Annotated in this window: 21 protein-coding genes; 18 read left to right on the top strand and 3 right to left on the bottom strand. The window is 74.4% G+C overall.

The window, feature by feature from the left end:
* Positions 1-93: 93 nt before the first annotated feature.
* The 16 genes from ACFO3M_RS06955 to ACFO3M_RS06880 all read left to right on the top strand — a co-directional run bounded on the left by ACFO3M_RS06955 (position 94) and on the right by ACFO3M_RS06880 (position 18,813).
* Positions 94-456, top strand: a complete 363-nt coding sequence (locus ACFO3M_RS06955) for an NADH-quinone oxidoreductase subunit A (RefSeq protein ID WP_456901421.1) — start codon at positions 94-96, stop codon at positions 454-456.
* Positions 457-471: 15 nt separating this feature from the next.
* The gene (locus tag ACFO3M_RS06950) at positions 472-1,149 is read left to right on the top strand and encodes a NuoB/complex I 20 kDa subunit family protein (RefSeq protein ID WP_456901420.1); all 678 of its coding nucleotides are present in this window, start codon (positions 472-474) and stop codon (positions 1,147-1,149) included.
* On the top strand, positions 1,146-1,883 hold the full coding sequence (locus tag ACFO3M_RS06945) for an NADH-quinone oxidoreductase subunit C (RefSeq protein WP_387987836.1): 738 nt from the start codon (positions 1,146-1,148) through the stop codon (positions 1,881-1,883). Before ACFO3M_RS06950 ends, ACFO3M_RS06945 begins: the two co-directional genes overlap by 4 nt.
* Positions 1,880-3,202: an NADH-quinone oxidoreductase subunit D gene (locus ACFO3M_RS06940; protein ID WP_387987835.1), complete on the top strand. Its 1,323-nt coding sequence runs from the start codon at positions 1,880-1,882 to the stop codon at positions 3,200-3,202. Before ACFO3M_RS06945 ends, ACFO3M_RS06940 begins: the two co-directional genes overlap by 4 nt.
* A gap of 73 nt (positions 3,203-3,275) precedes the next feature.
* Positions 3,276-4,298 carry an NADH-quinone oxidoreductase subunit NuoE gene (gene nuoE / locus ACFO3M_RS06935; protein WP_387987834.1) on the top strand — a complete coding sequence of 341 codons (1,023 nt, stop codon included), beginning with the start codon at positions 3,276-3,278 and terminating at the stop codon, positions 4,296-4,298.
* Positions 4,299-4,302: 4 nt separating this feature from the next.
* Positions 4,303-5,631: an NADH-quinone oxidoreductase subunit NuoF gene (gene nuoF / locus ACFO3M_RS06930; RefSeq protein WP_387987833.1), complete on the top strand. Its 1,329-nt coding sequence runs from the start codon at positions 4,303-4,305 to the stop codon at positions 5,629-5,631.
* Positions 5,628-8,114 carry an NADH-quinone oxidoreductase subunit G gene (locus ACFO3M_RS06925; RefSeq protein ID WP_387987832.1) on the top strand — a complete coding sequence of 829 codons (2,487 nt, stop codon included), beginning with the start codon at positions 5,628-5,630 and terminating at the stop codon, positions 8,112-8,114. The genes nuoF and ACFO3M_RS06925 overlap by 4 nt, the downstream gene beginning before the upstream one ends.
* Complete coding sequence (gene nuoH, locus ACFO3M_RS06920) at positions 8,111-9,634, top strand: NADH-quinone oxidoreductase subunit NuoH (RefSeq protein ID WP_387987831.1); 1,524 nt, start codon at positions 8,111-8,113, stop codon at positions 9,632-9,634. Before ACFO3M_RS06925 ends, nuoH begins: the two co-directional genes overlap by 4 nt.
* Positions 9,627-10,274 carry an NADH-quinone oxidoreductase subunit NuoI gene (gene nuoI, locus ACFO3M_RS06915; protein WP_387987830.1) on the top strand — a complete coding sequence of 216 codons (648 nt, stop codon included), beginning with the start codon at positions 9,627-9,629 and terminating at the stop codon, positions 10,272-10,274. The genes nuoH and nuoI overlap by 8 nt, the downstream gene beginning before the upstream one ends.
* Entirely contained in the window at positions 10,271-11,074 is an 804-nt protein-coding gene (locus ACFO3M_RS06910; protein WP_387987829.1) for an NADH-quinone oxidoreductase subunit J, read from the top strand. The genes nuoI and ACFO3M_RS06910 overlap by 4 nt, the downstream gene beginning before the upstream one ends.
* Positions 11,071-11,370, top strand: coding sequence for an NADH-quinone oxidoreductase subunit NuoK (gene nuoK, locus ACFO3M_RS06905; protein ID WP_387987828.1), 300 nt, complete (start codon positions 11,071-11,073; stop codon positions 11,368-11,370). The genes ACFO3M_RS06910 and nuoK overlap by 4 nt, the downstream gene beginning before the upstream one ends.
* Before the next feature lie 16 nt (positions 11,371-11,386).
* Complete coding sequence (gene nuoL / locus ACFO3M_RS06900; protein ID WP_387987827.1) at positions 11,387-13,294, top strand: NADH-quinone oxidoreductase subunit L; 1,908 nt, start codon at positions 11,387-11,389, stop codon at positions 13,292-13,294.
* Between the two features lie 34 nt (positions 13,295-13,328).
* Positions 13,329-14,951 (top strand): NADH-quinone oxidoreductase subunit M, encoded by a 1,623-nt coding sequence (locus ACFO3M_RS06895; protein WP_387987826.1) that lies wholly within the window; start codon positions 13,329-13,331, stop codon positions 14,949-14,951.
* Positions 14,951-16,480, top strand: a complete 1,530-nt coding sequence (gene nuoN, locus ACFO3M_RS06890) for an NADH-quinone oxidoreductase subunit NuoN (protein ID WP_387987825.1) — start codon at positions 14,951-14,953, stop codon at positions 16,478-16,480. Before ACFO3M_RS06895 ends, nuoN begins: the two co-directional genes overlap by 1 nt.
* Positions 16,480-17,538 (top strand): polyprenyl synthetase family protein, encoded by a 1,059-nt coding sequence (locus ACFO3M_RS06885; protein ID WP_387987824.1) that lies wholly within the window; start codon positions 16,480-16,482, stop codon positions 17,536-17,538. Before nuoN ends, ACFO3M_RS06885 begins: the two co-directional genes overlap by 1 nt.
* Before the next feature lie 12 nt (positions 17,539-17,550).
* The gene (locus ACFO3M_RS06880) at positions 17,551-18,813 is read left to right on the top strand and encodes a PQQ-dependent sugar dehydrogenase (protein WP_387987823.1); all 1,263 of its coding nucleotides are present in this window, start codon (positions 17,551-17,553) and stop codon (positions 18,811-18,813) included.
* Between the two features lie 130 nt (positions 18,814-18,943).
* Here the strand turns inward: ACFO3M_RS06880 and ACFO3M_RS06875 are convergent, their stop codons facing one another.
* Positions 18,944-19,603 (bottom strand): pyridoxamine 5'-phosphate oxidase family protein, encoded by a 660-nt coding sequence (locus ACFO3M_RS06875; RefSeq protein WP_387987822.1) that lies wholly within the window; start codon positions 19,601-19,603, stop codon positions 18,944-18,946.
* 90 nt (positions 19,604-19,693) lie between these two features.
* On the opposite strand from ACFO3M_RS06875, the gene pdxR reads away from it, so the two are divergent.
* Positions 19,694-21,100, top strand: a complete 1,407-nt coding sequence (gene pdxR, locus ACFO3M_RS06870) for a MocR-like pyridoxine biosynthesis transcription factor PdxR (RefSeq protein ID WP_387987850.1) — start codon at positions 19,694-19,696, stop codon at positions 21,098-21,100.
* Between the two features lie 3 nt (positions 21,101-21,103).
* Here the strand turns inward: pdxR and ACFO3M_RS06865 are convergent, their stop codons facing one another.
* Positions 21,104-22,216 (bottom strand): 2-oxoacid:ferredoxin oxidoreductase subunit beta, encoded by a 1,113-nt coding sequence (locus ACFO3M_RS06865; protein WP_387987820.1) that lies wholly within the window; start codon positions 22,214-22,216, stop codon positions 21,104-21,106.
* Complete coding sequence (locus tag ACFO3M_RS06860) at positions 22,213-24,156, bottom strand: 2-oxoacid:acceptor oxidoreductase subunit alpha (RefSeq protein WP_387987818.1); 1,944 nt, start codon at positions 24,154-24,156, stop codon at positions 22,213-22,215. Before ACFO3M_RS06860 ends, ACFO3M_RS06865 begins: the two co-directional genes overlap by 4 nt.
* A 202-nt stretch (positions 24,157-24,358) precedes the next feature.
* Here ACFO3M_RS06860 and htpX point away from each other — a divergent pair, with 202 nt between their 5' ends.
* Positions 24,359-25,234: a zinc metalloprotease HtpX gene (gene htpX, locus ACFO3M_RS06855; RefSeq protein ID WP_387987816.1), complete on the top strand. Its 876-nt coding sequence runs from the start codon at positions 24,359-24,361 to the stop codon at positions 25,232-25,234.

Raw genomic sequence — 25,234 nt, 5'->3', positions numbered from 1 at the left:
CCCGCGCTTCACTTGCCGCCCCCGGCGGCATAGGCTCGTGGCGCGAGTTTGTGAATTTCTTCACAAGCCCACGAGCCGCCGAGGGAGGCGCCGGTGCTGTCGTCCTACGTCCCGATCGTGGGGCTGTTCGCGCTCGCCGCGGCCTTCGCGCTGTTCTCGGTGACGGTCGCGCCGTTCGTCGGTCCGCGCCGCTACAACCGGGCGAAGCTCGAGGCGTACGAGTGCGGCATCGAGCCGGTCGACCAGCCGCTGCACGGCGGCCGCTTCCCGGTGAAGTACTACCTGACGGCGATGCTCTTCATCGTCTTCGACATCGAGATCGTCTTCCTCTACCCGTGGGCCGTCGCCAACGACGCGCTGGGTGTCTTCGGCCTGGTCGAGATGGTGGTCTTCATCGCCACCGTCTTCCTCGCCTACGCCTACGTCTGGCGCCGCGGCGGCCTCGAGTGGGACTGACGGAGGGGAGCTGACGTGGGTCTCGAGGAGAAGCTGCCGAGCGGCTTCCTGCTGACCACGGTGGAGAAGCTGGTCAACTGGACGCGCAAGTCCTCGCTGTGGCCGGCCACCTTCGGCCTGGCGTGCTGCGCCATCGAGATGATGGCCACCGGCGCCGGCCGGTACGACCTGGCCCGCTTCGGCATGGAGGTCTTCCGCGCCTCCCCGCGCCAGGCCGACCTCATGATCGTCGCCGGCCGGGTGAGCCAGAAGATGGCGCCGGTCCTGCGGCAGATCTACGACCAGATGCCCGAGCCGCGGTGGGTGCTCGCCATGGGCGTCTGCGCCAGCTCCGGCGGCATGTTCAACAACTACGCGGTGGTGCAGGGCGTCGACCACGTGGTGCCGGTCGACATGTACCTGCCCGGCTGCCCGCCGCGCCCGGAGATGCTCATGGACGCGATCCTCAAGCTGCACCACAAGATCCAGAACGAGCCGCTCGGTCCGAAGCGGGCCCGCCGGCTCGAGGAGGAGCGGGCCGAGGGCCGCGCCCCCGACCTGCTGGTCGAGATGCCCTCCAGCGTCCGCGCCGACAAGGCCAAGCGGGCGGCCTACGAGCAGGCCGCGGCCCTCGGGCGCACGGGCCAGTTCGCCATCGAGCAGCGCGGGGGCGACGCCGTCCTCCTGCCCGGACCGCGCGGCGGGTCCCGGTGACCGGCCCCGGCGACCGCAGCGGCGCCGACGCCTCGCAGGGCGCCGCGGCCGCGGGCGGCGGCTTCCGCAAGGGCGCGTTCGGCGTCAGCGGCAGCGGCGACACCTCCGGGTTCGGCGGCCTGGTCCGCGTCGAGCCCGGCGGCGCGGTCGCGCTGCACTCCACCGACCGCCCCTACGGCGGCTGGTTCGACGAGGTGACCGACGCGCTGATCGACGCCGTCGGCGCGGCCACCTACGCCGCCGCCGTGCAGCGCGTCCTCGTCGACCGCGGGGAGATCACCTACTTCGTCGCCCGCGAGCACCTGCTCACCCTGGTCCGGGCGCTGCGCGACGACGACGCCCTGCGCTTCGAGCTGTGCAGCAGCGTCTCCGGCGTCGACTACCTCGACAGCGGCGGCCCCGCGGTGGACGCCGGCCGGCCGCGGCTGCACGTCGTCTACCACCTGACCTCGATGACCTACCGGCGGCGCATCCGGCTCGAGGTCGCCGTCACCGCCGAGGACCCGCACGTGCCGTCGGTGTCCTCGGTCTACCCGACGGCGGACTGGCACGAGCGGGAGACGTACGACATGTTCGGCGTCGTCTTCGACGGCCACCCGGCGCTGACCCGGATCCTCATGCCCGACGACTGGGACGGGCACCCGCAGCGCAAGGACTACCCGCTCGGCGGCGTGCCGGTGGAGTACCACGGCGCGACGATCCCGCCGCCCGACACCCGGCGGAGCTACCGATGAGCACCACCTACGACCCGTACGCCGGCTCGCGGGAGACCACCGAGGGGCGGGTCTACACCGTCACCGGCGGCGACTGGGACCAGGCCTTCGGCGCGGACCTCTCCGGCGAGGAGCGGCTCGTCGTCAACATGGGGCCGCAGCACCCCTCGACGCACGGTGTCCTGCGGCTGGTCCTCGACCTCGAGGGCGAGACGGTGACCAAGGCGCGGGTGGTCATCGGCTACCTGCACACCGGCATCGAGAAGAACACCGAGTACCGCAACTGGGTGCAGGGCACGACCTTCGTGACGCGGATGGACTACCTGTCCCCGCTGTTCAACGAGGCCGGCTACTGCATGGCCGTCGAGAAGCTGCTCGGCATCGAGGTGCCGCAGCGCGCGCAGACCATCCGCGTGCTGGTGATGGAGATCAACCGGATCGCCTCGCACCTCGTGGGCCTGGCCACCGGCGGCATGGAGCTGGGCGCGCTCACCGGCATGACCAACGGCTTCCGCGAGCGGGAGCTGTGCCTCGACCTGCTCGAGGAGATCACCGGGCTGCGGATGAACCACGCCTACATCCGGCCCGGCGGCGTCGCCCAGGACCTGCCGGCCGGCGTGGAGGAGTCGATCCGCGAGTGGCTCGAGGTCATGCCGGAGCGCCTGGCCGGCTACCACAAGCTGCTCACCGGCCAGCCGATCTGGCAGCGGCGGCTCAAGGACGTCGGCTACCTCGACGTCACCGGCTGCCTGGCGCTCGGCGTCACCGGGCCCGTGCTGCGCGCCACCGGGCTGCCCTGGGACCTGCGCCGGACGGAGCCCTACCTCGGCTACCAGGACTACGACTTCGAGGTCCCCACCGCCGACACCAGCGACGCCTGGGGCCGCTACCTGGTCCGGATGGCCGAGATGTTCGAGTCGCTGAAGATCGTCCGCCAGGCGCTCGACCGGCTCGAACCCGGCCCGGTGATGGTCGAGGACCGGAAGATCGCCTGGCCCGCGCAGCTGTCGCTGGGCGCCGACGGCATGGGCAACTCCCTCGAGCACGTCCGCCACATCATGGGCACCTCGATGGAGGCCCTCATCCACCACTTCAAGCTGGTCACCGAGGGCTTCCGGGTGCCGGCCGGCCAGGTGTACGTGCCGATCGAGTCACCGCGCGGGGAGCTCGGCTACCACGTGGTCAGCGACGGCAGCACCCGGCCGTGGCGCGTCCACGTGCGCGACCCCAGCTTCGTGAACCTCCAGGCGACCGCGGCCATGAGCGAGGGCGGGATGATCGCCGACGTCATCGCCGCCATCGCCTCCATCGACCCCGTGATGGGAGGGGTGGACAGGTGAGCGAGCTCGCGAGGTCCCCCAGGAGCACAGCAGCGCCGCGAGCGGCGTCGACGAGCGCCGGCGAGGAGAAGCCGTGAGCGCGCTCCCCGGGTCCCGGGAGGGCGCGGCGACGACGGGGCTCGTCGACAGCCCCGTCGAGCCGACGCCGGCGGACCTGCCGCCGCTGACCGAGCAGGCCTGGCTCGAGGCGCGGGAGATCACGACCCGCTACCCGCAGCCGCGCTCGGCGCTGCTGCCGATGCTGCACCTGGTCCAGAGCTACCAGGGCTACGTGACGCCGGAGGGCGTCGCGCTGTGCGCCGAGGTGCTGGGGCTGACCAAGGCCGAGGTCGGCGCGGTCGCGACCTTCTACACGATGTACAAGCGCCGCCCGACCGGCCGGCACCTGGTCAGCGTCTGCACCAACACGCTGTGCGCCGTCCTCGGCGGGCAGCGGATCATGGACGCGCTGTCCGCCGACCTCGGCGTCCACCACGACGAGACGGCGGCCGACGGCTCGGTCACCCTCGAGCACGCCGAGTGCCTGGCCGCCTGCGACTACGCGCCCGTGGTCACCGTCGACTACGAGTTCTACGACCAGCAGGACGTCGAGAGCGCCCGGGCGCTGGTCGCCGCGCTGCGCCGCGGGGAGAAGCCGCACCCGACGCGCGGCGCCCCGCTCACCGACTTCCGCGGGGTCTCCCGGCAGCTGGCCGGCTTCTCCCAGCACGCCGACGCCGGGGCCGCGCGCGCCGCCGTCGACGCGCCGGGCGAGTGGGGGCCGACGCTGGCCGGCGTCCGGCTGGCCGCCGAGCGCGGCGAGTCCGCCCCGCCGATGAGCGGCCCCGAGCCGGAGCCCGCCGACGCTGGCGAGCCCGCGGACACGGTCGCGCCGTCCGGCGACACCGGGCAGACGCCGGAGGAGGAGGCCGCCGACGCCCGCGTCGCCGCCGCCGACAACCCGGCCGAGCGGGCCGGCGCCGCGCAGGCGCACCCCGACCGCGGCACCGAGTACGGCCGGCGCACCCCCGGCGGCGACCGTCCCACCCCCGACACCCCCGCGGGCACCGAGCCGGGCACCTCCGGCCAGGGGCCCGCGACCCAGCGGGAGGCCTGACCCGATGCCCCTCACCCCCGTCCTCACCTCGCGCTGGGGCGCCGAGCAGCCCTGGCGGCTGTCCACCTACGAGTCCCTCGACGGCTACGCCGCGCTGCGCACCGCACTGTCGATGCAGCCCGACGAGCTGGTCTCCCTGGTCAAGGACTCCGGCCTGCGCGGCCGCGGCGGCGCAGGCTTCCCCACCGGCATGAAGTGGAGCTTCATCCCGCAGCCCAAGCCGGGGGAGACGCCCACCGGGCCGGCCGCGATGCCCAAGTACCTCGTGGTCAACGCCGACGAGGGCGAGCCCGGCACCTGCAAGGACCTGCCGCTGATGATGACCGACCCGCACTCCCTGGTGGAGGGCGTGATCATCTCGGCGTACGCGATCCGCTGCCGGTTCGCCGTCATCTACGTCCGCGGCGAGGCGGTGCACGCCCACCGCCGGCTGGTGTCCGCCGTCGAGGAGGCCTACGCGGCCGGCTACCTCGGCAGCGACGTCCTGGGCTCGGGCTACGACCTGGAGCTGGTCGTGCACGCCGGCGCCGGGGCCTACATCTGCGGCGAGGAGACGGCACTGCTCGACTCGCTCGAGGGCTACCGCGGCCAGCCGCGGCTCAAGCCGCCGTTCCCCGCGGTCGCCGGGCTCTACGGCGCCCCGACGGTCATCAACAACGTCGAGACGCTGGCCACCGTGCCGTTCGTCGTCCGCGGCGGCGCCGACTGGTTCAAGCGGTTCGGGCCGGAGAAGTCGCCCGGGCCGAAGATCTACTCGCTGTCGGGCCGGGTGACCCGCCCCGGCCAGTACGAGGCGCCGATGGGCACCACGATGCGCGAGCTGCTGGAGATGGCCGGCGGCGTGCGGGCCGGGCACGAGCTCAAGTTCTGGACGCCGGGCGGCTCCTCGACGCCGTACTTCACCGCCGAGCACCTCGACGTGCCGCTCGACTTCGACTCGGTCGCCGCCGCGGGCTCGATGCTCGGCACGACGGCGCTCATGGTGTTCGACGAGACCGACTCGATCGTCGAGGCCACGCTGCGGTTCACCGAGTTCTACGCGCACGAGTCCTGCGGCAAGTGCACGCCCTGCCGCGAGGGGACCTACTGGCTGGTGCAGGTGCTGCGGCGGCTGGTCGACGGCCGCGGGACGGCGGCCGACCTCGACCTGCTCACCGACACCTGCGACAACATCCTCGGCCGCTCGTTCTGCGCCCTCGGGGACGGCGCGACCAGCTGCATCACCAGCTCGCTCAAGTACTTCCGCGACGACTACGTCGCCCTGCTGCCGCCGGAGGAGCAGGCCCGCCTGGGCCGCTCGCTGCGGCTCGAGCCCGTCGGAGTCGCCTCGTGACGCTCACTCCCACCGCCCCCGAGCCCGCGCCGGCGGTGCCGCCGGGCGTCCCCGGCCCGCACACCCCGCCGGACGCCGTCCGCTGCACCATCGACGGCTTCGACGTCGCGGTGCCCAAGGGGACGCTGATCATCCGCGCCGCGGAGATGGTCGGCATCCAGATCCCGCGGTTCTGCGACCACCCGCTGCTCGACCCCGTCGGCGCCTGCCGGCAGTGCCTCGTCGAGGTGGAGGGCCAGCGCAAGCCGGTGGCCTCCTGCACCATGCCGGTCACCGACGGCATGGCGGTGAAGACGCAGCTGACCAGCCCGGTCGCCGACAAGGCGCAGCAGGGCACGATGGAGCTGCTGCTGATCAACCACCCGCTGGACTGCCCGGTCTGCGACAAGGGCGGCGAGTGCCCGCTGCAGAACCAGGCCATGAGCAACGGCCGCGCCGAGACCCGCTTCGTCGACGTCAAGCGGACCTATCCCAAGCCGCTGCCGATCAGCAGCGAGATCCTGCTCGACCGCGAGCGCTGCGTGCTGTGCGCCCGCTGCACCCGGTTCTCCCAGCAGGTGGCCGGCGACCCGTTCATCGAGCTGTTCGAGCGGGGCGCGCTGGAGCAGGTCGCCGTCTACGAGGACGAGCCGTTCTCCTCCTACTTCTCCGGCAACACCACCCAGATCTGCCCGGTCGGCGCGCTCACCAGCGCGCAGTACCGGTTCCGGTCGCGGCCGTTCGACCTGCGCAGCGAGCCCTCGGTGTGCGAGCACTGCGCGTCGGGCTGCTCCATGCGGACCGACTACCGGCGCGGCAAGGTCATGCGCCGGCTGGCGGGGGAGGACCCGGCGGTCAACGAGGAGTGGACCTGCGACAAGGGCCGCTTCGCCTTCCGCTACGCCGCCACCAACGACCGGCTCACCACCCCGCTGGTCCGCCGCGGCGGCGTCCTGGAGCCCGCCTCCTGGCCGGACGCGTGGGCCGCGGCCGCCGAGGGCCTGCGCGCGGCGCGGGCCGCGGGCGGCGTCGGGGTGCTGCCGGGCGGCCGGCTGACCGTCGAGGACGCCTACGCCTGGGCGAAGTTCGCCCGCGTGGCCCTGGGCACCCACGACGTCGACGCCCGCGCCCGCGCGCACTCCGCCGAGGAGCAGGCGTTCCTCGCCGCGCACGTGGCCGGCACCGGCCCCGGGCGCGGGGCGGTCACCTACGACGACCTCACCGCCGCCCCGGCCGTGCTGCTGGCCGGCTTCGAGCCGGAGGAGGAGTCGCCGATCGTCTTCCTCCGCCTGCGCCGGGCGGTGCGCAAGGGCGGGCTGGCCGTCTACGACCTGGCGCCGTTCGCCACCCGCGCGGCGCAGAAGCTGCAGGCCACCGTGCTGGTCACCCGGCCCGGCGAGGAGGCCCGCGCGCTCGCGGCGCTGGCCGAGGGCAGCTGGGGCGGCCCGGCCGTCGAGGCGCTGCGGCAGCCCGGCGCGGTCGTGCTGGCCGGCGAGCGGCTGGCCGAGGTGGGCGGCGAGTGCGCCGCGCTGGCCGCCCTCGCCGGCGCCACCGGCGCCCGCCTGGCCTGGGTGCCGCGGCGGGCCGGGGAGCGCGGCGCCGTCGAGGCCGGCGCGCTGGCCGCGCTGCTGGCCGGCGGCCGGCCGGTCGAGGACCCCGTCGCCCGCGCCGAGGTGGCCGCGCTGTGGGGCGTGGACCCCGCCGACCTGCCGGCGTTCCCGGGCCGGGACACCACCGGCATCCTCACCGCGGTCCGCGACGGCCGGCTGGCCGGCCTCGTGGTCGGCGGCGTGGACCCCGCCGACCTGCCCGACCCCGCGCTCGCGGCGGCGGCGCTGGCCGCGGCGTCGTTCGTCGTCAGCCTCGAGCAGCGGCCGACCGCCGTCACCGAGCACGCCGACGTCGTCCTGCCGGTGGCCGCCGCGCCGGAGAAGGCCGGCAGCTACCTGGACTGGGAGGGCCGGGTGCGGTCCTTCGACGCCACGCTGCACGGCACCGGCCAGCTCCCCGACGGCCGGGTGCTGCACGGCCTGGCCGAGCACCTCGACGCCGACCTGCGGCTGCCCACCCCCGACGCGGCCCGCGCCGAGCTCGCCCACCTCGGCGACACGAGCGCCCGCGCCGAGGGCGGCCTCGACGTGCCGCCGGCCGTGGCGCCGGAGCCGGGCGAGGGGGAGGCGCTGCTGGCCTCCTGGCGGCAGCTGCTCGACGTCGGGACGCTGCAGCGCGACGAGCCCGAGCTCGCCGGCACCGCCCGCCCGCCGGTGGTGCGGATCAGCGCCGCTCGGGCCGCCGGGCTCGGTGTGGCCGACGGCGCCCCGCTCACCGTCACCGGCGCCACCGGCTCGGTCACCCTGCCCGTCTGCGTCACCGAGATGCCCGACGACGTGGTGTGGCTGCCGATGCGCTCACCCGGCAGCGAGCTGCGCACCGGCCTCGGCACGGCGCCCGGCGGCGTCGTCCGGCTGAGCGCTCCCGGATCGAGCGCGGGAGGTGCCGCGTGACCCTGCTCGCCGCCGCCGACCAGCCGACGCTCGAGGACTTCGGGCACGACGTCTGGTGGATCGTGCTCGTCAAGATCGTCGGCGTCTTCGTCGTGCTGGTCCTGATGACGCTGTTCGCGATCGTGTTCGAGCGCAAGGTCGTCGCCCGCATGCAGCAGCGCATCGGCCCCAACCGGGTGGGCCCGCGCGGCTACCTGCAGAGCCTCGCCGACGGGCTGAAGCTGGCGTTCAAGGAGGACATCCGGCCCGCGATGGCGGACAAGCCGGTCTACTTCCTGGCCCCGGTCATCGCGACCATCCCCGCGTTCCTGGCCTTCTCGGTCATCCCGCTGGGCCCGGTGGTCAGCATCTTCGGCCAGCAGACCCCGCTGCAGCTCACCGACGCCCCCATCGGCGTCCTCGTCGTCCTGGCCTGCTCAGCGATGGGCGTCTACGGCATCGTGCTGGCCGGCTGGGCCTCGGGCTCGACCTACCCGCTGCTCGGCGGGCTGCGCAGCGCCGCCCAGATGGTCAGCTACGAGATCGCGATGGGCCTGTCGATCGTCGCGGTGTTCCTCTACGCCGGGTCGATGTCGACCTCGGAGATCGTCGCCGCCCAGGCCGACGGCAACCGCCTGTCGTTCTTCGGGCTGGAGTTCACCGGGCCGAGCTGGTTCGCCGTCCTGCTGCCGGTCAGCTTCGTCATCTACGTGATCGCTGTCGTCGGCGAGACCAACCGGGCGCCGTTCGACCTGCCCGAGGCGGAGAGCGAGCTGGTCGGCGGCTTCCACACCGAGTACTCGTCGCTGAAGTTCGCGCTGTTCTTCCTCGCCGAGTACATCAACATGGTCACCGTCTCGGCGCTGGCCGCGACGCTGTTCCTCGGCGGCTGGCGGGCCCCGTGGCCGATCTCGATCTGGGACGGCGCCAACTCCGGCTGGTGGCCGCTGCTGTGGTTCTTCCTCAAGGTCGCCGCCGCGCTGTTCGTGTTCATCTGGCTGCGCGGGACGCTGCCCCGGCTGCGCTACGACCAGTTCATGCGCTTCGGCTGGAAGGTCCTGGTGCCGACGGCGCTGGCCTGGATCCTCGCGGTCGCCACCATGCGCACCGTCTCCCGCGAGGCGGACCTGTCCACCGGCCAGGTGGCGGTGTTCGTCGGCGTGCCGATCGCGCTGCTGGTGCTGCTGGCGCTGTCGGTCGCCAGCCGGGCCAGCAACCGCGACACCCGGCTCATGGCCGAGGACGCCGCGGCCGGCGGCGTCCACGCCACCGACCCGGACCCCGACCCCGAGGTGCTGCCCCCGGCCGGGCCGCGGCACCGGCCGGCGCAGCGCACCGGCCCGGCCCGCGCCGAGGGCGGCTTCCCGGTGCCGCCCATGGACCTCGTCGTGCCGCCGTCGCCACGGCTGCGCCGCGCCGAGCCGGTGGGCGCGCGTCCCGAGGGCGGCGTGGTCAGCAGCGGCCGCCGAGCCGCCGGCAGCACCACGGGCAGCACCACGGGCAGCACGGCCACCAGCGCACAGGAGGAGACCGATGGCTGACCAGGACCCGGCGACCGGCGGCGAGTCGAAGGGACTGGCCCAGGCGGCCCGGGGCGGTGAGGTCGAGCGGGCCGGCGGCGGCACGCCCGCGCCACACCGCAGCCTGCTGCCGGCGCCCGGCCAGGGCTTCGGCGTCACCTTCGCCCAGATGTTCAAGAAGGTGACCACCGAGGAGTACCCCGACGTCCCCAAGGTGACCAAGCCGCGCTACCACGGCCGGCACGTGCTCAACCGGCACCCCGACGGGCTGGAGAAGTGCGTCGGCTGCGAGCTGTGCGCCTGGGCGTGCCCGGCCGACGCGATCTACGTCGAGGGCGGGGACAACACCGAGGACGCGCGCTACAGCCCCGGTGAGCGGTACGGCCGCGTCTACCAGATCAACTACCTGCGCTGCATCTTCTGCGGGCTGTGCATCGAGGCCTGCCCCACCCGCTCGCTGACGATGAGCAACGACTTCGAGCTGGCCGACGACAACCGGCAGGACCTGATCTACACCAAGGAGCAGCTCATGGCCCCGCTGCTGCCCGGCATGGAGGCCCCGCCGCACCCGATGCGCCTCGGTGACGACGAGAAGGCCTACTACGTGCGCGACCCGCAGCAGGGCTCGCCGGCCGAGCCGGTGACGGTGGAGCGGGCATGACCGAGGTCGTCATCGGCACCGGCGAGGCCGTCGTCTTCTGGATCCTGGGCCCGGTCGCGCTGGCCGGGGCGCTGGGGATGGTGTTCAGCCGCAACGCCGTCCACTCGGCGCTGTGGCTGGTCAACACGATGCTCGCCCTGGGCGTGTTCTACGTCGTCCAGTCCGCGCCGTTCCTCGGCGCCGTGCAGATCATCGTCTACACCGGCGCGATCATGATCCTGTTCCTGTTCGTGCTCATGATGGTCGGCCGGGACTCCTCGGACTCCGTGGTCGAGACGCTGCGCGGGCAGCGGGTGGCGGCCACGGTGCTCGGCGTCGGGTTCGCCGGGCTGGTCGGCGCCGGCATCGCCCGCGCCACGCAGGACACCCCGGTCGCGGGCCTGTCCGACGCGCAGGGCGGCACCGGCAACATCGACTCGATCGCCGAGCTGCTGTTCACCCGCTACCTGCTGGCCTTCGAGGTCACCAGCGCGCTGCTGATCACCGCCGCGGTCGGCGCGATGGTGCTCGCGCACATCGAGCGCGAGCCCGGCACCCGGCGGACGCAGAAGGAGCTCTCCCGCGCCCGGTTCCTCACCGACCGGCCGCAGACGCTGCCCGGCCCCGGCGTGTACGCCCGCGCCAACTCCGTCGCCGCCGGGGCGCTGCTGCCCGACGGCGGGATCGCCGAGGACAGCCTGGCCACCGACATCGAGCCCCAGGAGGTCGACCAGATGCCCCGTCCCACCGGCCGGGCGCAGCTCGGCAGCCCGGACGCCGCCCTCGGCACGCTCGACCCGGCACCGGAGGACCGGCGGTGAGCCTCACGCACTACCTGGTGCTCGCGGCGATCCTGTTCACCGTCGGCGCCGTCGGCGTGCTGGTGCGGCGCAACGCGATCGTCGTGTTCATGTGCGTCGAGCTGATGCTCAACTCGGTCAACCTGACGCTGGTCACCTTCGCCCGGGCCTCCGGCACCGTCGACGGCCAGATCATGGCGTTCTTCGTCATGGTCGTCGCCGCCGCGGAGGTCGTCGTCGGCCTCGCGATCATCATGTCGATCTACCGGACCCGCCGGTCGGCGTCGGTCGACGACGCCAACCTGCTCAAGTACTGACGGGAGCCGGCACCCCATGGAATCCGCCGTCGCCGCAGAGGGCCTGCTGTCGGCCTCGTGGCTGGTCATCGCACTGCCGCTGCTCGGGGCGGCGGTCCTCCTCCTGGGCGGGCGCCGCACCGACCGCTGGGGCCACCTGCTGGGGACGGCGACCGTCCTGGCCGCGTTCGTGGTCGCGCTGCTGGCCACCGTGCAGCTGGCCGGGCTGGAGGAGCGGGCGGTCGACGTCGACCTGTTCACCTTCCTGTCGGTGGGCTCGCTCGACGTGCAGGCCGGGCTGCTGGTCGACCCGCTGTCGGCGACCTTCATGCTGCTGATCACCGGCGTGGGCGGGCTCATCCACGTCTACTCGGTCGGCTACATGGCGCACGACCCGCGGCGGCGCCGGTTCTTCGCCTACCTGAACCTGTTCGTCGCGGCGATGCTGCTGCTGGTCCTCGGCGACAACTACGTGGCCCTCTACGTCGGGTGGGAGGGCGTCGGCCTGGCCTCCTACCTGCTCATCGCCTTCTGGCACGAGCGCCCCGCCGCGGCCACCGCCGCGAAGAAGGCCTTCGTGATGAACCGGGTCGGCGACGTCGGCCTGGCTCTCGCGATCTTCGTGATGTTCGCCCAGCTCGGGACGGTCTCCTACGAGGGCGTCTTCGGCGGGGTCGGCGCCCTGGCCGGCGGCACGGTGACGGCGCTCGGCCTGCTCCTGCTGCTCGGCGCGTGCGGCAAGTCCGGCCAGTTCCCGCTGCAGGCGTGGCTGCCCGACGCCATGGAGGGCCCGACGCCGGTCTCGGCACTCATCCACGCCGCGACGATGGTCACCGCCGGCGTCTACCTCATCGCCCGCTCCGCGCCGATCTACGACCTGACGCCGACCGCCCGCGCCGTCGTCCTGGCCGTCGGCGCGGTCACGCTGCTCTACGGCGCGGTCGTGGGCTGCGCGTACGACGACATCAAGAAGGTGCTCGCGTACTCCACGGTCAGCCAGATCGGCTACATGTTCCTGGCCGTGGGCCTGGGCCCGGTCGGCTACGCCGCGGCGATCGCCCACCTGCTCACCCACGGCTTCTTCAAGGCCGGGCTGTTCCTGGGTGCCGGGTCGGTCATGCACGCAATGGGCGACCAGGTGGACATGCGCCGCTTCGGTGGGCTGGCGCGGAAGCTGCCGGTCACCTTCGTCACCTTCGGCTTGGGCTACCTCGCGCTGATCGGGTTCCCGTTCCTGTCCGGCTACTGGACCAAGGACGCGATCATCGAGGCGGCGCTGGACCGCGGCGACGGGTGGGGCTGGCTGCTCGGCGCGGTCGCCGTCGTCGGCGCCGGGCTGACCGCCTTCTACATGACCCGGCTGGTGCTGATGACGTTCCTCGGCCGGCCGCGGTGGACCGAGGGCCGGCACCCGCACGAGGCGCCGACGGTGATGACCGCGCCGATGGTGGTGCTCGCCGCCGGCTCGGTGGCCGCCGGGTTCCTGCTGGTGCAGGTGTTCCCGCTCGACGAGTGGCTCGCCCCGGTGTTCGGCGAGCCCGAGGAGGCCGCGCACGTGGTCGCCCCGGCCGTCGTCGGGATCGTGGTGACCGCGGTGATGCTGGTCGGCGTCCTGGCGGCGTGGCTGTTCGTCGGCCGCCGCGAGGTCCCCGAGGTCGCCCCGGCCCGCGTCTCGCCGGTGGTGCGCGCGGCGCGGAGGAGCCTCTACGCCGACACGGTCAACGAGTCGCTGTTCATGCGGCCGGGCCAGTGGCTCACCCGGGCGCTGGTGTGGGTGGACAACCGCGGCGTCGACGGCGCGGTCAACGGCCTGGCCGCCACGCTCGGCGGCTCGTCGTCGCGGCTGGGCCGGGCGCAGACCGGGTTCGTCCGGTCCTACGCGCTCGGGATGCTCGGCGGCGCGGTCCTGGTGGCCGGGGCGCTGCTGGCGGTGACGGCCGGGTGAGCGAGCCGGGCTCTCAGGAGAGGACGACGACAGAGTGAGCGACTCCCTGCTCCTGGTCGCGATGCTGGTGGTGCCCGCGGTGGGCGCCGCCGTCGTCGCGGCGCTGCCCCGCGCGAACACGGCGCTGGCCCGGCAGCTCGCCCTCGGCGTCAGCCTGGTCGTGCTGGTGCTCGCGGTGCTGGCCACGGTCGCGTTCGACCCCGACGGCGACCGGTTCCAGCTGACGACGTCGGTGCCGTGGATCGAGGGCTTCGGCGTCGACTTCGCCCTCGGCGTCGACGGCATCGCCCTGGTCATGCTGCTGCTGGTCGGTGTGCTCGTGCCGGTGGTCGTGCTCGCCTCCTGGCGCGACGAGCCCACCGGCCGCCGCTCGATGCGGACGTTCTTCGCCTGGCTGCTGCTGCTCGAGGCGTGCATGGTCGGCGTCTTCGCCGCCACCGACGTCTTCCTCTTCTACGTCTTCTTCGAGGCGATGCTCGTCCCGATGTACTTCCTCGTGGGCAGCTTCGGCGGCCCGCGCCGGCAGTACGCGGCGGTCAAGTTCTTCCTGTACAGCCTGGTCGGCGGACTGGTCATGCTCGCCGCGGTCATCGGCCTGTACGTCGTCAGCGAGGCGGCGGGCGACGGGACGTTCGCCTTCGAGTCGCTGCGGCAGCTCGACATCGACCCGGCCGCCCAGCGCCTGCTGTTCCTCGGCTTCTTCGTCGCCTTCGCGATCAAGGCGCCGCTGGTGCCGCTGCACACCTGGCTCCCCGACGCCGGTGCCGAGGCCCCGATCGGCGGCGCGGTGCTGCTCGTCGGCGTCCTCGACAAGGTCGGCACGTTCGGGTTCCTGCGCTACTGCCTGCCGCTGTTCCCCGACGCCTCCCGGGAGTTCGCCCCGCTGGTGCTCGTCCTCGCCGTCGCCGGCGTCCTCTACGCCGCGCTGCTGGCGATGGGGCAGAGCGACATGAAGCGGCTGGTGTCCTACACCTCGATCGCGCACTTCGGCTTCATCGCCCTCGGCGTCTTCGCCTTCACCACCGAGGCCGGCACCGGCGCGGTGCTGTACATGGTCAACCACGGCATCGCGACCGGCCTGCTGTTCCTCGTCGTCGGGATGCTCATCGCCCGCGGCGGCTCCCGGCTGGTCGGCGACTACGGCGGCGTGGCCACGCGGGCGCCGAAGCTGGCCGGGGTGTTCCTGGTCGCGGGGCTCGCGTCGCTGGCGCTGCCGGGCACCAACAGCTTCGTCAGCGAGTTCCTCGTGCTGATCGGCTCGTTCCCGACCCGGCCGGTGTTCACGGTCCTGGCCACCGTCGGGATCATCCTGGCCGCGCTCTACGTCCTGCTGCTCTACCAACGGACCATGCACGGCCCGCCGCGCGGCGTGCTCTTCCCGGCCGACGACGAGCCGGCCCCGGCCCCCGCGGGCGGTGCGCACGGCGCGACGGCGACCCTGACCGCCCCGACCCCCGCGGCCCGGGCGACGGCGCGGCTGCGCGACCTGACCCGCCGCGAGACGGCCGTCGTCGCCCCGCTCGTGGCCCTGGTCATCGTGCTGGGCGTCTACCCGCAGCCGCTGATCCGGCTGATCGAGCCCGCCGTCGCCGCCACCATGAGCGACGTCGGCGCCGACCCGGCCGGCGTCGACGCTCCGACCGAGGGGACCGACTGATGACCATCGAGGCCCCCGACCTCTCCTTCGCCGCGCTCGCGCCGCTGCTGTTCGTCCTCGGCGCCGCGTGCGTCGGCGTGCTCGTCGAGGCGTTCGGCCCGCGCGACACCCGCCACCCGGTGCAGGTCGCCGTCGCGCTGGTCGGCACCCTCGGCGGGCTGGTCAGCACCCTGCTGCTCGCGGGCACCCGCGAGGTGACCGCCGGGGGAGCGCTCGCCGTCGACGGCGCCGGGCTGTTCCTGCAGGCCACCATCGCCGGGCTCGGCGCGCTGTCGCTCCTGCTGTTCGCCGAGCGCAACCTCGACCCGGCCCGCTCCGCGTTCGTCGTCTCCGCCGCGGTGCCCGCGGGCAGCGTCCGCGACCGCGAGCTGCTCACCGTGCAGCGCGTGCAGACCGAGGTCTACCCGCTGGCCACCTTCGCCATCGGCGGCATGATGCTGTTCGTCACGGCGAACGACCTGCTGCTGATGTTCGTCGCGCTCGAGGTGCTCAGCCTGCCGCTGTACCTGATCAGCGGCCTCGCCCGCCGGCGCCGGCTGCTGTCGCAGGAGGCGGCGGTCAAGTACTTCCTGCTGGGCGCCTTCGCCTCGGCGTTCTTCCTCTACGGCCTGGCGCTGGTCTACGGCGCCACCGGCAGCGTCCGGCTCTCCGCGGTCCGCGAGGCGGTCGCGGCCGGCGGGGGCGGCACGCTCGCCGTCCTCGGCCTGGCGCTGCTGATCGTCGGGCTGCTGTTCAAGGCCAGCGTGGCGCCGTTCCACACCTGGACGCCGGACGTGTACCAGGGCGCGCCCACCCCGGTCACCGCGTTCATGGCCGCCTGCACCAAGGTCGCCGCCTTCGGCGCGATCCTGCGGCTGCTCTACGTCGCGTTCGGCACCGAGGAGTGGACCTGGCGGCCGCTGGTCTACGCCGTGGCGATCGTCTCGATGGTCGTCGGCGCGGTCCTCGGGCTCACCCAGACCGACCTCAAGCGGATGCTGGCCTACTCGTCGGTCGCGCACGCCGGGTTCCTGCTCACCGGCGTCCTCGGCTACCCGGGGACGGGCCTGTCGGCCGTGATGTTCTACCTGCTGGTCTACGGCCTGACCACGCTCGGCGCGTTCGCCGTCCTCACCCTGGTGCGCAGCGGCGACGGCGAGGCCACGCACCTGTCGCAGTGGGCGGGCCTCGCGCAGCGCTCGCCGGTCACCGCCGCGGTCATGAGCCTGTTCCTGCTCGCGCTCGCCGGCATCCCGCTCACCAGCGGCTTCACCGGCAAGTTCGCCGTCTTCCGCGCAGCGATCGAGGACGGCGCCTGGCCGCTGGCGCTGGTCGCGCTGCTGGCGAGCGCGGTGGCGGCGTTCTTCTACCTGCGGGTGATCGTGCTCATGTACTTCTCCGAGCCGGCCGCCGACGGTCCCACGGTCGGCGTCCCCGGGCTGCCCACCACCGTCGTCCTCGCGGTGACCGCCGCGGCCACCCTGGTCCTGGGGATCGTCCCCGGGGCGGTGCTCGGTCTCGCCGATCGGGCGGCTATCTTCGTCGGTTGATGACCGGACCCCGTGCCGCCGTCGACGGGATCGCCCCGGCCGAGGTCTGGCACCGCATCTCGACCCCCGCCTCGACCATGGGCCCCTGGCTCCCGGGCGGGGCCCTCGGCGACTCGCTGGCGGAGGGGCTGGCCAACGTGGAGGCGGCGCTGGCCACCGCGGTGGCCAGCGAGCACCCGTTCGTCTCCGAGGCCGCGGGCCACCTCATGGCCGCGGGCGGCAAGCGCTTCCGCCCGATGCTCGCGCTGCTGGCCGCCCACCTGGGCGACGCGCACGCGCCGGACGTCGTGCGGGCCGCCGTCGTCTGCGAGCTCACCCACCTGGCCACGCTGTACCACGACGACGTCATGGACGAGGCAGCCGTCCGCCGCGGGGCGCCCAGCGCCAACAGCCGGTGGACCAACAGCGTCGCGATCCTCACCGGCGACTTCCTGTTCGCCCGCGCCTCGGACCTGCTCGCCGACCTCGGCCCCGAGGCGGTCCGCATCCAGGCGCGCACGTTCGAGCGGCTGGTCACCGGCCAGATCCGGGAGACCGTGGGCGCCCGCCCCGGCGAGGACCGCGTGCAGCACTACCTCGAGGTGCTGGCCGACAAGACCGGCTCCCTGGTCGCCACCTCGGCCCGCTTCGGCGCCCGCTTCGCCGGGGTCGACGCCGACCTGGTGGGGGCGCTGACCCGCTTCGGCGAGGAGGTCGGCGTCGCGTTCCAGATCTCCGACGACCTGCTCGACATCGTCAGCCAGGACGGCGCGTCGGGGAAGGCGCCCGGCACCGACCTGCGGGAGGGCGTCGCCACGCTGCCCGCGCTGATCGCGCTGGCCGGGGACGACCCCGCCGACGCGCGGCTGCGCGAGCTGGTCTCCCGCCCGCTGTCCGACGACGCCGAGCACGCCGAGGCGCTGGCGCTGCTGCGGGGGTCCGCGGCGCTCGACCGCGCCGGCGCGGTGCTGCGGGACTACGCCGACCGCGCCCGGTCCTCGCTGTCCGCCGTCCCGGCCGGTGAGGTGCGGGACGCGCTGTCGGCGCTGTGCGACTACGTGGTCACCCGGACCAGCTGACGAAGGACCCCCGTGCCCCCCACCGCCCGCACGCTCGCGGCGGGCCGCTGCGCGAGGGCCACGGTCCTGGCCGCCGTCCTGGTGCTGACCGGCTGCTCGGGGGCCGGGGGAGCCGACGGGGCCGACGCGACCGGCGACCTGCCCGGTGCGCAGGAGGACGAGGCGGCCACCGCGGCCCCCGACGGCGGGGTGACCGCGCCGGGCGGCCTGCCCGAGCTGCGGGTCGAGACCGTCCTCGACGGGCTCGACCACCCGTGGGACGTCGCCCAGGCGCCCGACGGCACCCTGCTGGTCGACGAGCGCGGCGGCGGCCTCACCGCGGTGCTGCCCGACGGCACCGCCCGGGCGCTCGAGGCCGACTTCTCCGACCTCTTCGCCGACGGCGAGACCGGCCTCATGGGACTGACCCTCGACCCGGCCTTCGCCGGCAACCGCCGGCTCTACACCTGCCAGGGCGTGCAGGCGGACGGCGGCGCGGAGATCCAGGTGATCGCCTGGACCGTCGACGCCGGCTGGACCCGCGCCACCCGCGTCGCCGACCCGCTGGTCGACGACATCCCGGTCAACGAGCGCACCGGACGGCACGGCGGCTGCCGCGTCCGCTTCGCGCCCGACGGCGCGCTGCTCGTGGGCACCGGCGACAACGCCGTCGGCAGCAACCCCCAGGACCGCTCGACGCTCGCCGGCAAGGTGCTGCGGGTCGACCCCGCCACCGGCGGGCCCGCGCCGGGCAACCCGTTCGCCGACGACCCGGACCCGGTCACCCGGTTGCTGCTGAGCTACGGGCACCGCAACGTGCAGGGCATCGCCGTCCAGCCGGGGACCGGGGAGGTCTACACCGTCGAGCAGGGGCCCGACCGCGACGACGAGGTGAACCGGTCGGTGCCCGGCGGCAACTACGGCTGGGACCCCGACGGCGCCGACGGCTCCTACGACGAGAGCGTCCCGATGACCGATCCCGGGCTGCCCGGCGCCGTCCCGGCGGTCTGGTCGTCCGGGGACCCGACGATCGCCACCAGCGGCGCCGACTTCCTCAGCGGGATCCAGTGGGGCGGCTACGACGGGCTGCTGCTCGTGGGGGTGCAGAAGGACACCGGCGTGCTCGCGCTGCGGATCGACGACCAGGGACGGCTGACCGAGCAGTTCCGGATGCCGGGACTCGAGGACCGCTTCGGCCGCATCCGGACGCCCCGGCTCGGCGTCGACGGCGCGCTGTACGTCACCACCGACAACGGCGGCGGCGAGGACGTCCTCCTGCGTGTGACACCCGCGTAGCGGGAACGGCTCAGCGCCGCGATCGGCCCCGGTGCAGGGGCCCGCGCCGAGCGTGCGGGGCGTGGGGGCACCGAGGTCCTCCCGGGCACCTGGCCGCGGTGTCGGCCGGCGGGCCGCCGGTGTCACGGCGTCAGACCCGCCGGCGGAGGACGCGCTCGGGTACCGGGGTCCCGTCGGGCAGCAGCGGGCAGGGCTCGGGCTCCCCGACGACGGTGCGCAGCGGCAGCACGCCGGCCCACACCGGCAGGCCCAGGTCCTCCTCGTCGTCGACCGGCGGCCCGGTGCGGACCTTGACGCTGGCCTCGGTCAGGTCCAGCGCGAGCACCGCCGTCGCCGCGGCCTCCTTCCGGGACGGCTGCCGGGTGGCCGTCCACGACCCGGGCGCCAGGTGCTCGGTCAGCACCGCGTAGGCGCGCAGCCGCTCCTCGGGGTCGGTGACCGGCCGGGCGGTCCCGTGCACGACGGCGCAGCGGTAGTTCATCGAGTGGTGCATGGCCGAGCGTGCGTACACGATCCCGTCGAGGTGGGTGACCGTGAAGCAGGCCGGCGCCCCCGCCGCGGCCGCCCGCAGCGTCGCCGCTCCCGTGGACCCGTGCAGGTACAGCGTGTCGCCGTCGCGCCCGTAGCCGGTCGGCAGCACGACCGGGGCGTCGCCGAGGACGACGCCGAGGTGCCCGACCAGGCCGGCGTCGAGGACGGCGTAGAGGTCGGCGCGGTCGGTACGGGCGCGGTCGGACAGCCGCCGGAGGGTGCTGCGCGGGGTCGGGGACAGGGGCGTCGAAGTGGTCACGGCTCCAGCCTGCGTGGCGGAGTGGCCTGCCGGAAGGGCCAGTAGGCTGCCGGTCGACCAGGCCAATCGGAGCGGAGGTCACCCGTGGACATGCCCCCGGTCGTCCTCGACCGCAGCGCCGGCCGCCCGCTCGCGGTGCAGCTCGCCGACGCCCTGCGCACCGCGGCCGCCGGCGGCGTGCTGCGCCCCGGCGACCGGCTGCCGTCCACCCGCGAGCTGGCCGCGGCGCTGCGGGTCAGCCGCACCGTGACCGCCGCCGCCTACGACCAGCTCGTCGCCGAGGGCTGGGCCGCCGGGCGGCAGGGCGCGGGGACCTTCGTCGTCGGCGCCGCCCCCGCCGGACGGCCGGCGCCGCCGCCCCGGCCCGGCCCGGCCCACACGCCCCCCGCGGCGGTCGACCTCCGGGCCGGGTCGCCGTGCCTGGAGGTGCTCGACCGCGCCGCCTGGCGCCGGGCCTGGCGGGCCGCCGGGGACGAGCCCCCCGACGCCGCGCCCGAGCCCGCGGCCGATCCCGCCTTCCAGGCCGCGGTCACCGGGCACCTGCTGCGGCACCGCGGCCTGCCGGTGGACCCCGCCGACGTGCTCGCCACCGGGGGGACCTCCGCCGCCGTCACCGAGGTCGCCCGGCTGCTGCCGCCGGGCAGCCGGGTCGGCGTGGAGGACCCCGGCTACCAGCGGGCGGCCGGGGCGCTGCGCGCGGCCGGCGTCGAGGTGGTGCCCTGCCCGGTCGACGGCGACGGCCTGGTCGTCGACGCCGTCCCGGACGGGCTGGCCGCGGTCTACTGCACGCCGGCCCACCAGTGGCCCCTGGGCCGGCGGATGTCGGCGGGCCGCCGCGTGGCGCTGGTCGCCCGCGCGCGGGCCGAGGGCTGGTGGGTGCTGGAGGACGACTACGACGGCGAGCTGCGCTACGACGTCGCCCCGCTGCCGCTGCTGGCCGCCCTGGCCCCCGACGTCGTGGTGCACCTCGGCACCAGCAGCAAGATCGTCAGCCCGACCCTGGGCACCGGCTGGCTGGTGGCGCCGCCGGCCCTGCGGGCGGGGCTCGTGGCCGCCCGGACGGCGACCGGCACCCGGCCCGCCCGCGCCGGCCAGCGGGTGCTCGCGGCGCTGGCGTCCTCGGGCGACCTGGCCCGGCACCTGCGGCGGCTGCGCCGGGAGCTGTCCGAGCGGCGGGCCCTCGTGCTGCGGGAGCTGGCCGCCGGAGGCGTGGCCGTCACCGGGGACCCGGCGGGCGCGCACGTGTTCGTCCCGCTCCCGGATCGTGCGGCCGAGGAGGCGGTGGTCGCCGCCGCGGCCGTCCGCGGGCTCGCCGTCGACGGGCTGGCCCGGCACCTGACCGGACCGGGGCCGCACGGCCCGGCCGCCGGCCTGGTCCTGGGCTTCGCCGCCCCGTCCCGCGCCGGGCTCACCCGGGCGCTCCCCGCGCTGGCCGAGGTCGTCGGAGGACGCGACCGGCCCGCCCTCCGCGAGGAGGACGGGCCGGTCGGGAGCTGACGGCTACGCGGACACGGTCCAGGTGTCGTTGCCGGCCAGCAGCGCGTCGAGGTCGCCGCCGCCACCGGTGCGGGCCTCCTCGAGCTGGTCGAGCATCATCCGGTCGTAGGTGGGCTTGCGCACCGACCGGAAGACGCCCATCGGCGTGTACCGCAGGTCCTGGCTGGACAGCCGCGACAGCGCGAACGCGTAGGAGGGGTCCTGGCGGGTCGCGTCGTGGACGACGATCTCGCTCGCGTCGACCTGGTTGGTCTCGGCGATCCGCAGGCCCCCGAACTCGTCGCGGACCACGCACGAGGCGCCGTCCGGGCCGAACACCAGCGGCTCGCCGTGGACCAGCGGGATCGTCCACATCGGGCCGGTGGCCGGGTCCTTGAGCAGGTCGAAGGCGCCGTCGTTGAAGATGTTGCAGTTCTGGTAGATCTCCACCAGCGCGGTGCCCTCGTGCTCGGCCGCCTGCCGCAGCACCTCGGTGAGGCCCTTGCGGTCGGAGTCCATCGCCCGCCCGACGAACGTGGCGTCGGCGCCGATGGCCAGCGAGACCGGGTTGAACGGGTGGTCCAGCGAGCCCATCGGGGTGGACTTGGTGACCTTGCCGACCTCGGACGTGGGGGAGTACTGACCCTTGGTCAGCCCGTAGATCCGGTTGTTGAACAGCAGGATCGTCATGTTCACGTTGCGGCGCAGCGCGTGGATCAGGTGGTTGCCGCCGATCGACAGCGCGTCGCCGTCACCGGTCACGACCCACACCGACAGGTCCGGCCGCGAGGCGGCCAGGCCGGTGGCGATGGCCGGGGCGCGGCCGTGGATCGAGTGCATCCCGTAGGTGTTCATGTAGTACGGGAACCGCGACGAGCAGCCGATGCCCGAGACGATGACCATGTCCTCGCGGGCGATGCCGAGCGAGGGCAGGAAGCTCTGGACCGCGTTGAGGATGACGTAGTCACCGCACCCCGGGCACCAGCGCACCTCCTGGTCGGTCTTCATGTCCCTGGCCTTGAGGGCGGTCTGCTTCTCGCCCTGGGTGGTCACGGAGTCGGCGATCGCCTGCTGGATGCGCGCGTCGATCGGGGTGCCCGGCATGCCGAGGTCGTGGACGTGCGGGGAGGTGGTCACTGCTGGCCTCCGGTGCTGGCCGTCGGAGTGGTGGAGTCGATGACGTCCTGGACGACCCCGGCCAGCTCGGCGGCCCGGAAGGGCAGCCCGCGCACCTGGGTGTGGCTCTGGACGTCGACGAGGTACTTCGCGCGGAGCAGCAGTGCGAGCTGCCCCATGTTCATCTCGGGGCAGACGACCCGGTCGTACCGGCTCAGCACCTCGCCGAGGTCGGCCGGCATCGGGCTGACGTGCCGCAGGTGGATCTGGGCGACCTTGCGGCCCGAGCGCCGGATCCGCCGGCAGGCGGCCCCGATCGGTCCGTAGGTGGAGCCCCAGCCGATGACGGCGACCCGCGCGTCGCCGTCGGGGTCGTCGACGTCGGTGGGCGGGATGTCGGCGGCGATGCCGTCGACCTTGGCCTGCCGCAGCCGGGTCATGAGGTCGTGGTTGGCCGGGTCGTAGGAGATGTTGCCGGTCCTGTCGGCCTTCTCCAGCCCGCCGATGCGGTGCTGCATGCCCGCGGTGCCCGGGATCGCCCACGGCCGGGCCAGGGTCTCGGGGTCGCGCAGGTAGGGCAGGAACTCCGGCGTCCCGTCGGCGGTGGCGCCGTTGGGCTCGGTGGCGAACTCCACCCGCAGGTCGGGCAGCTCGTCGGCCGCCGGGATCGCCCACGGCTCGGCGCCGTTGGCCAGGTAGCCGTCGGACAGCAGCATGACCGGCGTCCGGTACTTCAGCGCGATCCGCGACGCCTCGAGCGCGGCGTCGAAGCAGTCGGCCGGGGAGCGCGGCGCGATCACCGGCAGCGGCGCCTCGCCGTTGCGGCCGAACATCGCCTGCAGCAGGTCCGACTGCTCGGTCTTGGTGGGCAGGCCGGTCGAGGGCCCGCCGCGCTGCACGTCCACGATCACCAGCGGCAGCTCGGTCATGACGGCCAGGCCGATGGTCTCGGACTTCAGCGAGACGCCGGGGCCCGACGTCGTCGTGATGCCCAGCGCGCCACCGAACGAGGCGCCCAGCGCCGCGCCGATGCCGGCGATCTCGTCCTCGGCCTGGAAGGTGCGCACGCCGAACGCCTTGTGCCGGGACAGCTCGTGGAGGATGTCCGACGCCGGGGTGATCGGGTAGGCGCCGAGGAACACCGGCAGGCCCGACCGCTGGCCGGCGGCGACCAGCCCGAGGGCCAGCGCCTGGTTGCCGGAGATGTTGCGGTAGCGGCCCGGCGCCATGGGGGCCGGCTTGATCTCGTAGGAGACGGCGAAGGCCTCGGTCGTCTCGCCGTAGTTGTAGCCGGCGCGGAAGGCCGCGATGTTCGCCGCGGCGATCTCCGGCTTGCGGCGGAACTGCCGCTCGAGGAAGCGCACGGTGCCCTCGGTGGGCCGGTGGTACATCCAGCTCAGCAGGCCGAGGGTGAACATGTTCTTGCTCCGCTCGGCCTCCTTCTTGCCGAGCCCGGAGTCCTTGAGCGCCTCGAGCGTCATCGAGGTCAGCGGCACGGCGACGACCTGCCAGCCGTCGAGCGAGCCGTCCTCGAGGGGGTTGGTCGCGTAGCCGACCTTCGCCAGGTTGCGCGGGGTGAACTCGTCGCTGTCGGCGATCACCAGCCCGCCGCCGGGCAGGTCGGAGAGGTTGGCCTTGAGCGCCGCGGGGTTCATGGCGACCAGCACGTCCGGGGCGTCGCCCGGCGTCATGATGTCGTGGTCGGCGAAGTGCAGCTGGAAGGAGCTGACGCCGGGCAGGGTCCCCGTCGGCGCGCGGATCTCGGCGGGGAAGTTGGGCAGCGTCGACAGGTCGTTGCCGAAGGACGCCGTCTCGCTGGTGAACCGGTTGCCCGTCAGCTGCATGCCGTCGCCGGAGTCCCCGGCCAGCCGGATGACGACGCGGTCGAGTTCGACGACGCTCTTGACGAGCCCGCCGGGGGCCGAGCTGCCGGGCGTGAGGGGCGATCCGGTGACGGTCATCAGGGTTACCTCCGACGGCTCAGGTTACGGGCCGGGTTCGCGCGCCGGTCCTGTGAAGCGGCTCACGGGACCCGCCGTCGCGGGCGGCGCTCTCGACACCAACCCTCCCCGACGGACGGGTGTTCCGCTCCACTCCCGTCCGTGACGGGGGTCGCAGCCCGGGGCCGGGAACGGCGGTCGCGGCCGTTCCGTTCACCGGGGCGTGCGGCGATGGGACAACGGGGTGCGGACCGCGCTCCTCCTGGGCCTGGTGGCCGGTCTCGCCCTCGCCGCCGGGGCGCTGGTGGGCGGGCGGGGCGGTCTGCTCGTGGCGCTCGTCGTCGCGCTCGGGGTGAACGGCTGGGCCTGGTGGTCCTCCGACCGGCTGGCCCTGCGCGCGATGCGGGCCTTCCCGGTCACCGAGACGCAGGCGCCGGGCCTGTACGCGATGGTGCGGGAGCTGGCCACCCAGGCCCGCCAGCCGATGCCGCGCCTCTACGTGAGCCCCACCGACCAGCCCAACGCCTTCGCCACCGGGCGCACGCCGCGGCGGGCCGCCGTCTGCTGCACCCAGGGCATCCTCGAGCTGCTCGACCGCCGGGAGCTGCGGGCGGTGCTCGCCCACGAGCTCTCGCACGTCCGCAACCGCGACGTCCTGGTCGGCTGCGTCGCCGGAGCCCTGGCCAGCGTCGTCACCTACCTGGCGCACCTGGCCACGTTCGCCACGCTGTTCGGCGGCCGCTCCGACGACGACCGCGACGGCGGCGTCCTCGGGACCCTGCTGCTGGTGCTGCTCGGCCCGCTGGCCGCCGGGCTGGTGCGGCTGGCGGTCACCCGCGGCCGCGAGTACGAGGCCGACGCCGACGGCGCCCGCCTCAGCGGTGACCCGCTGGCCCTGGCCAGCGCCCTGCGCCGCATCTCCGCCGTCGCCTCGGCCCGGCCCCTGCCCGCCGACGACCGGCTGGTCGCGCAGAGCCACCTCATGATCGCGGCACCTGTCCGCGCCGCGGGCCTGGCGGCGCTGTTCTCCACCCACCCGCCGATGGCCCAGCGGATCGCCCGGCTGGAGCGGATGGCGGGGGAGTCCGGCCGCGGCTGA

The sequence above is a fragment of the Geodermatophilus arenarius genome, assembly GCF_042654585.1.
GTDB lineage: Bacteria > Actinomycetota > Actinomycetes > Mycobacteriales > Geodermatophilaceae > Geodermatophilus > Geodermatophilus arenarius.
Note: the sequence above shows the minus strand (reverse complement) of the source record. Positions and strands in the feature narration are given on the sequence as shown.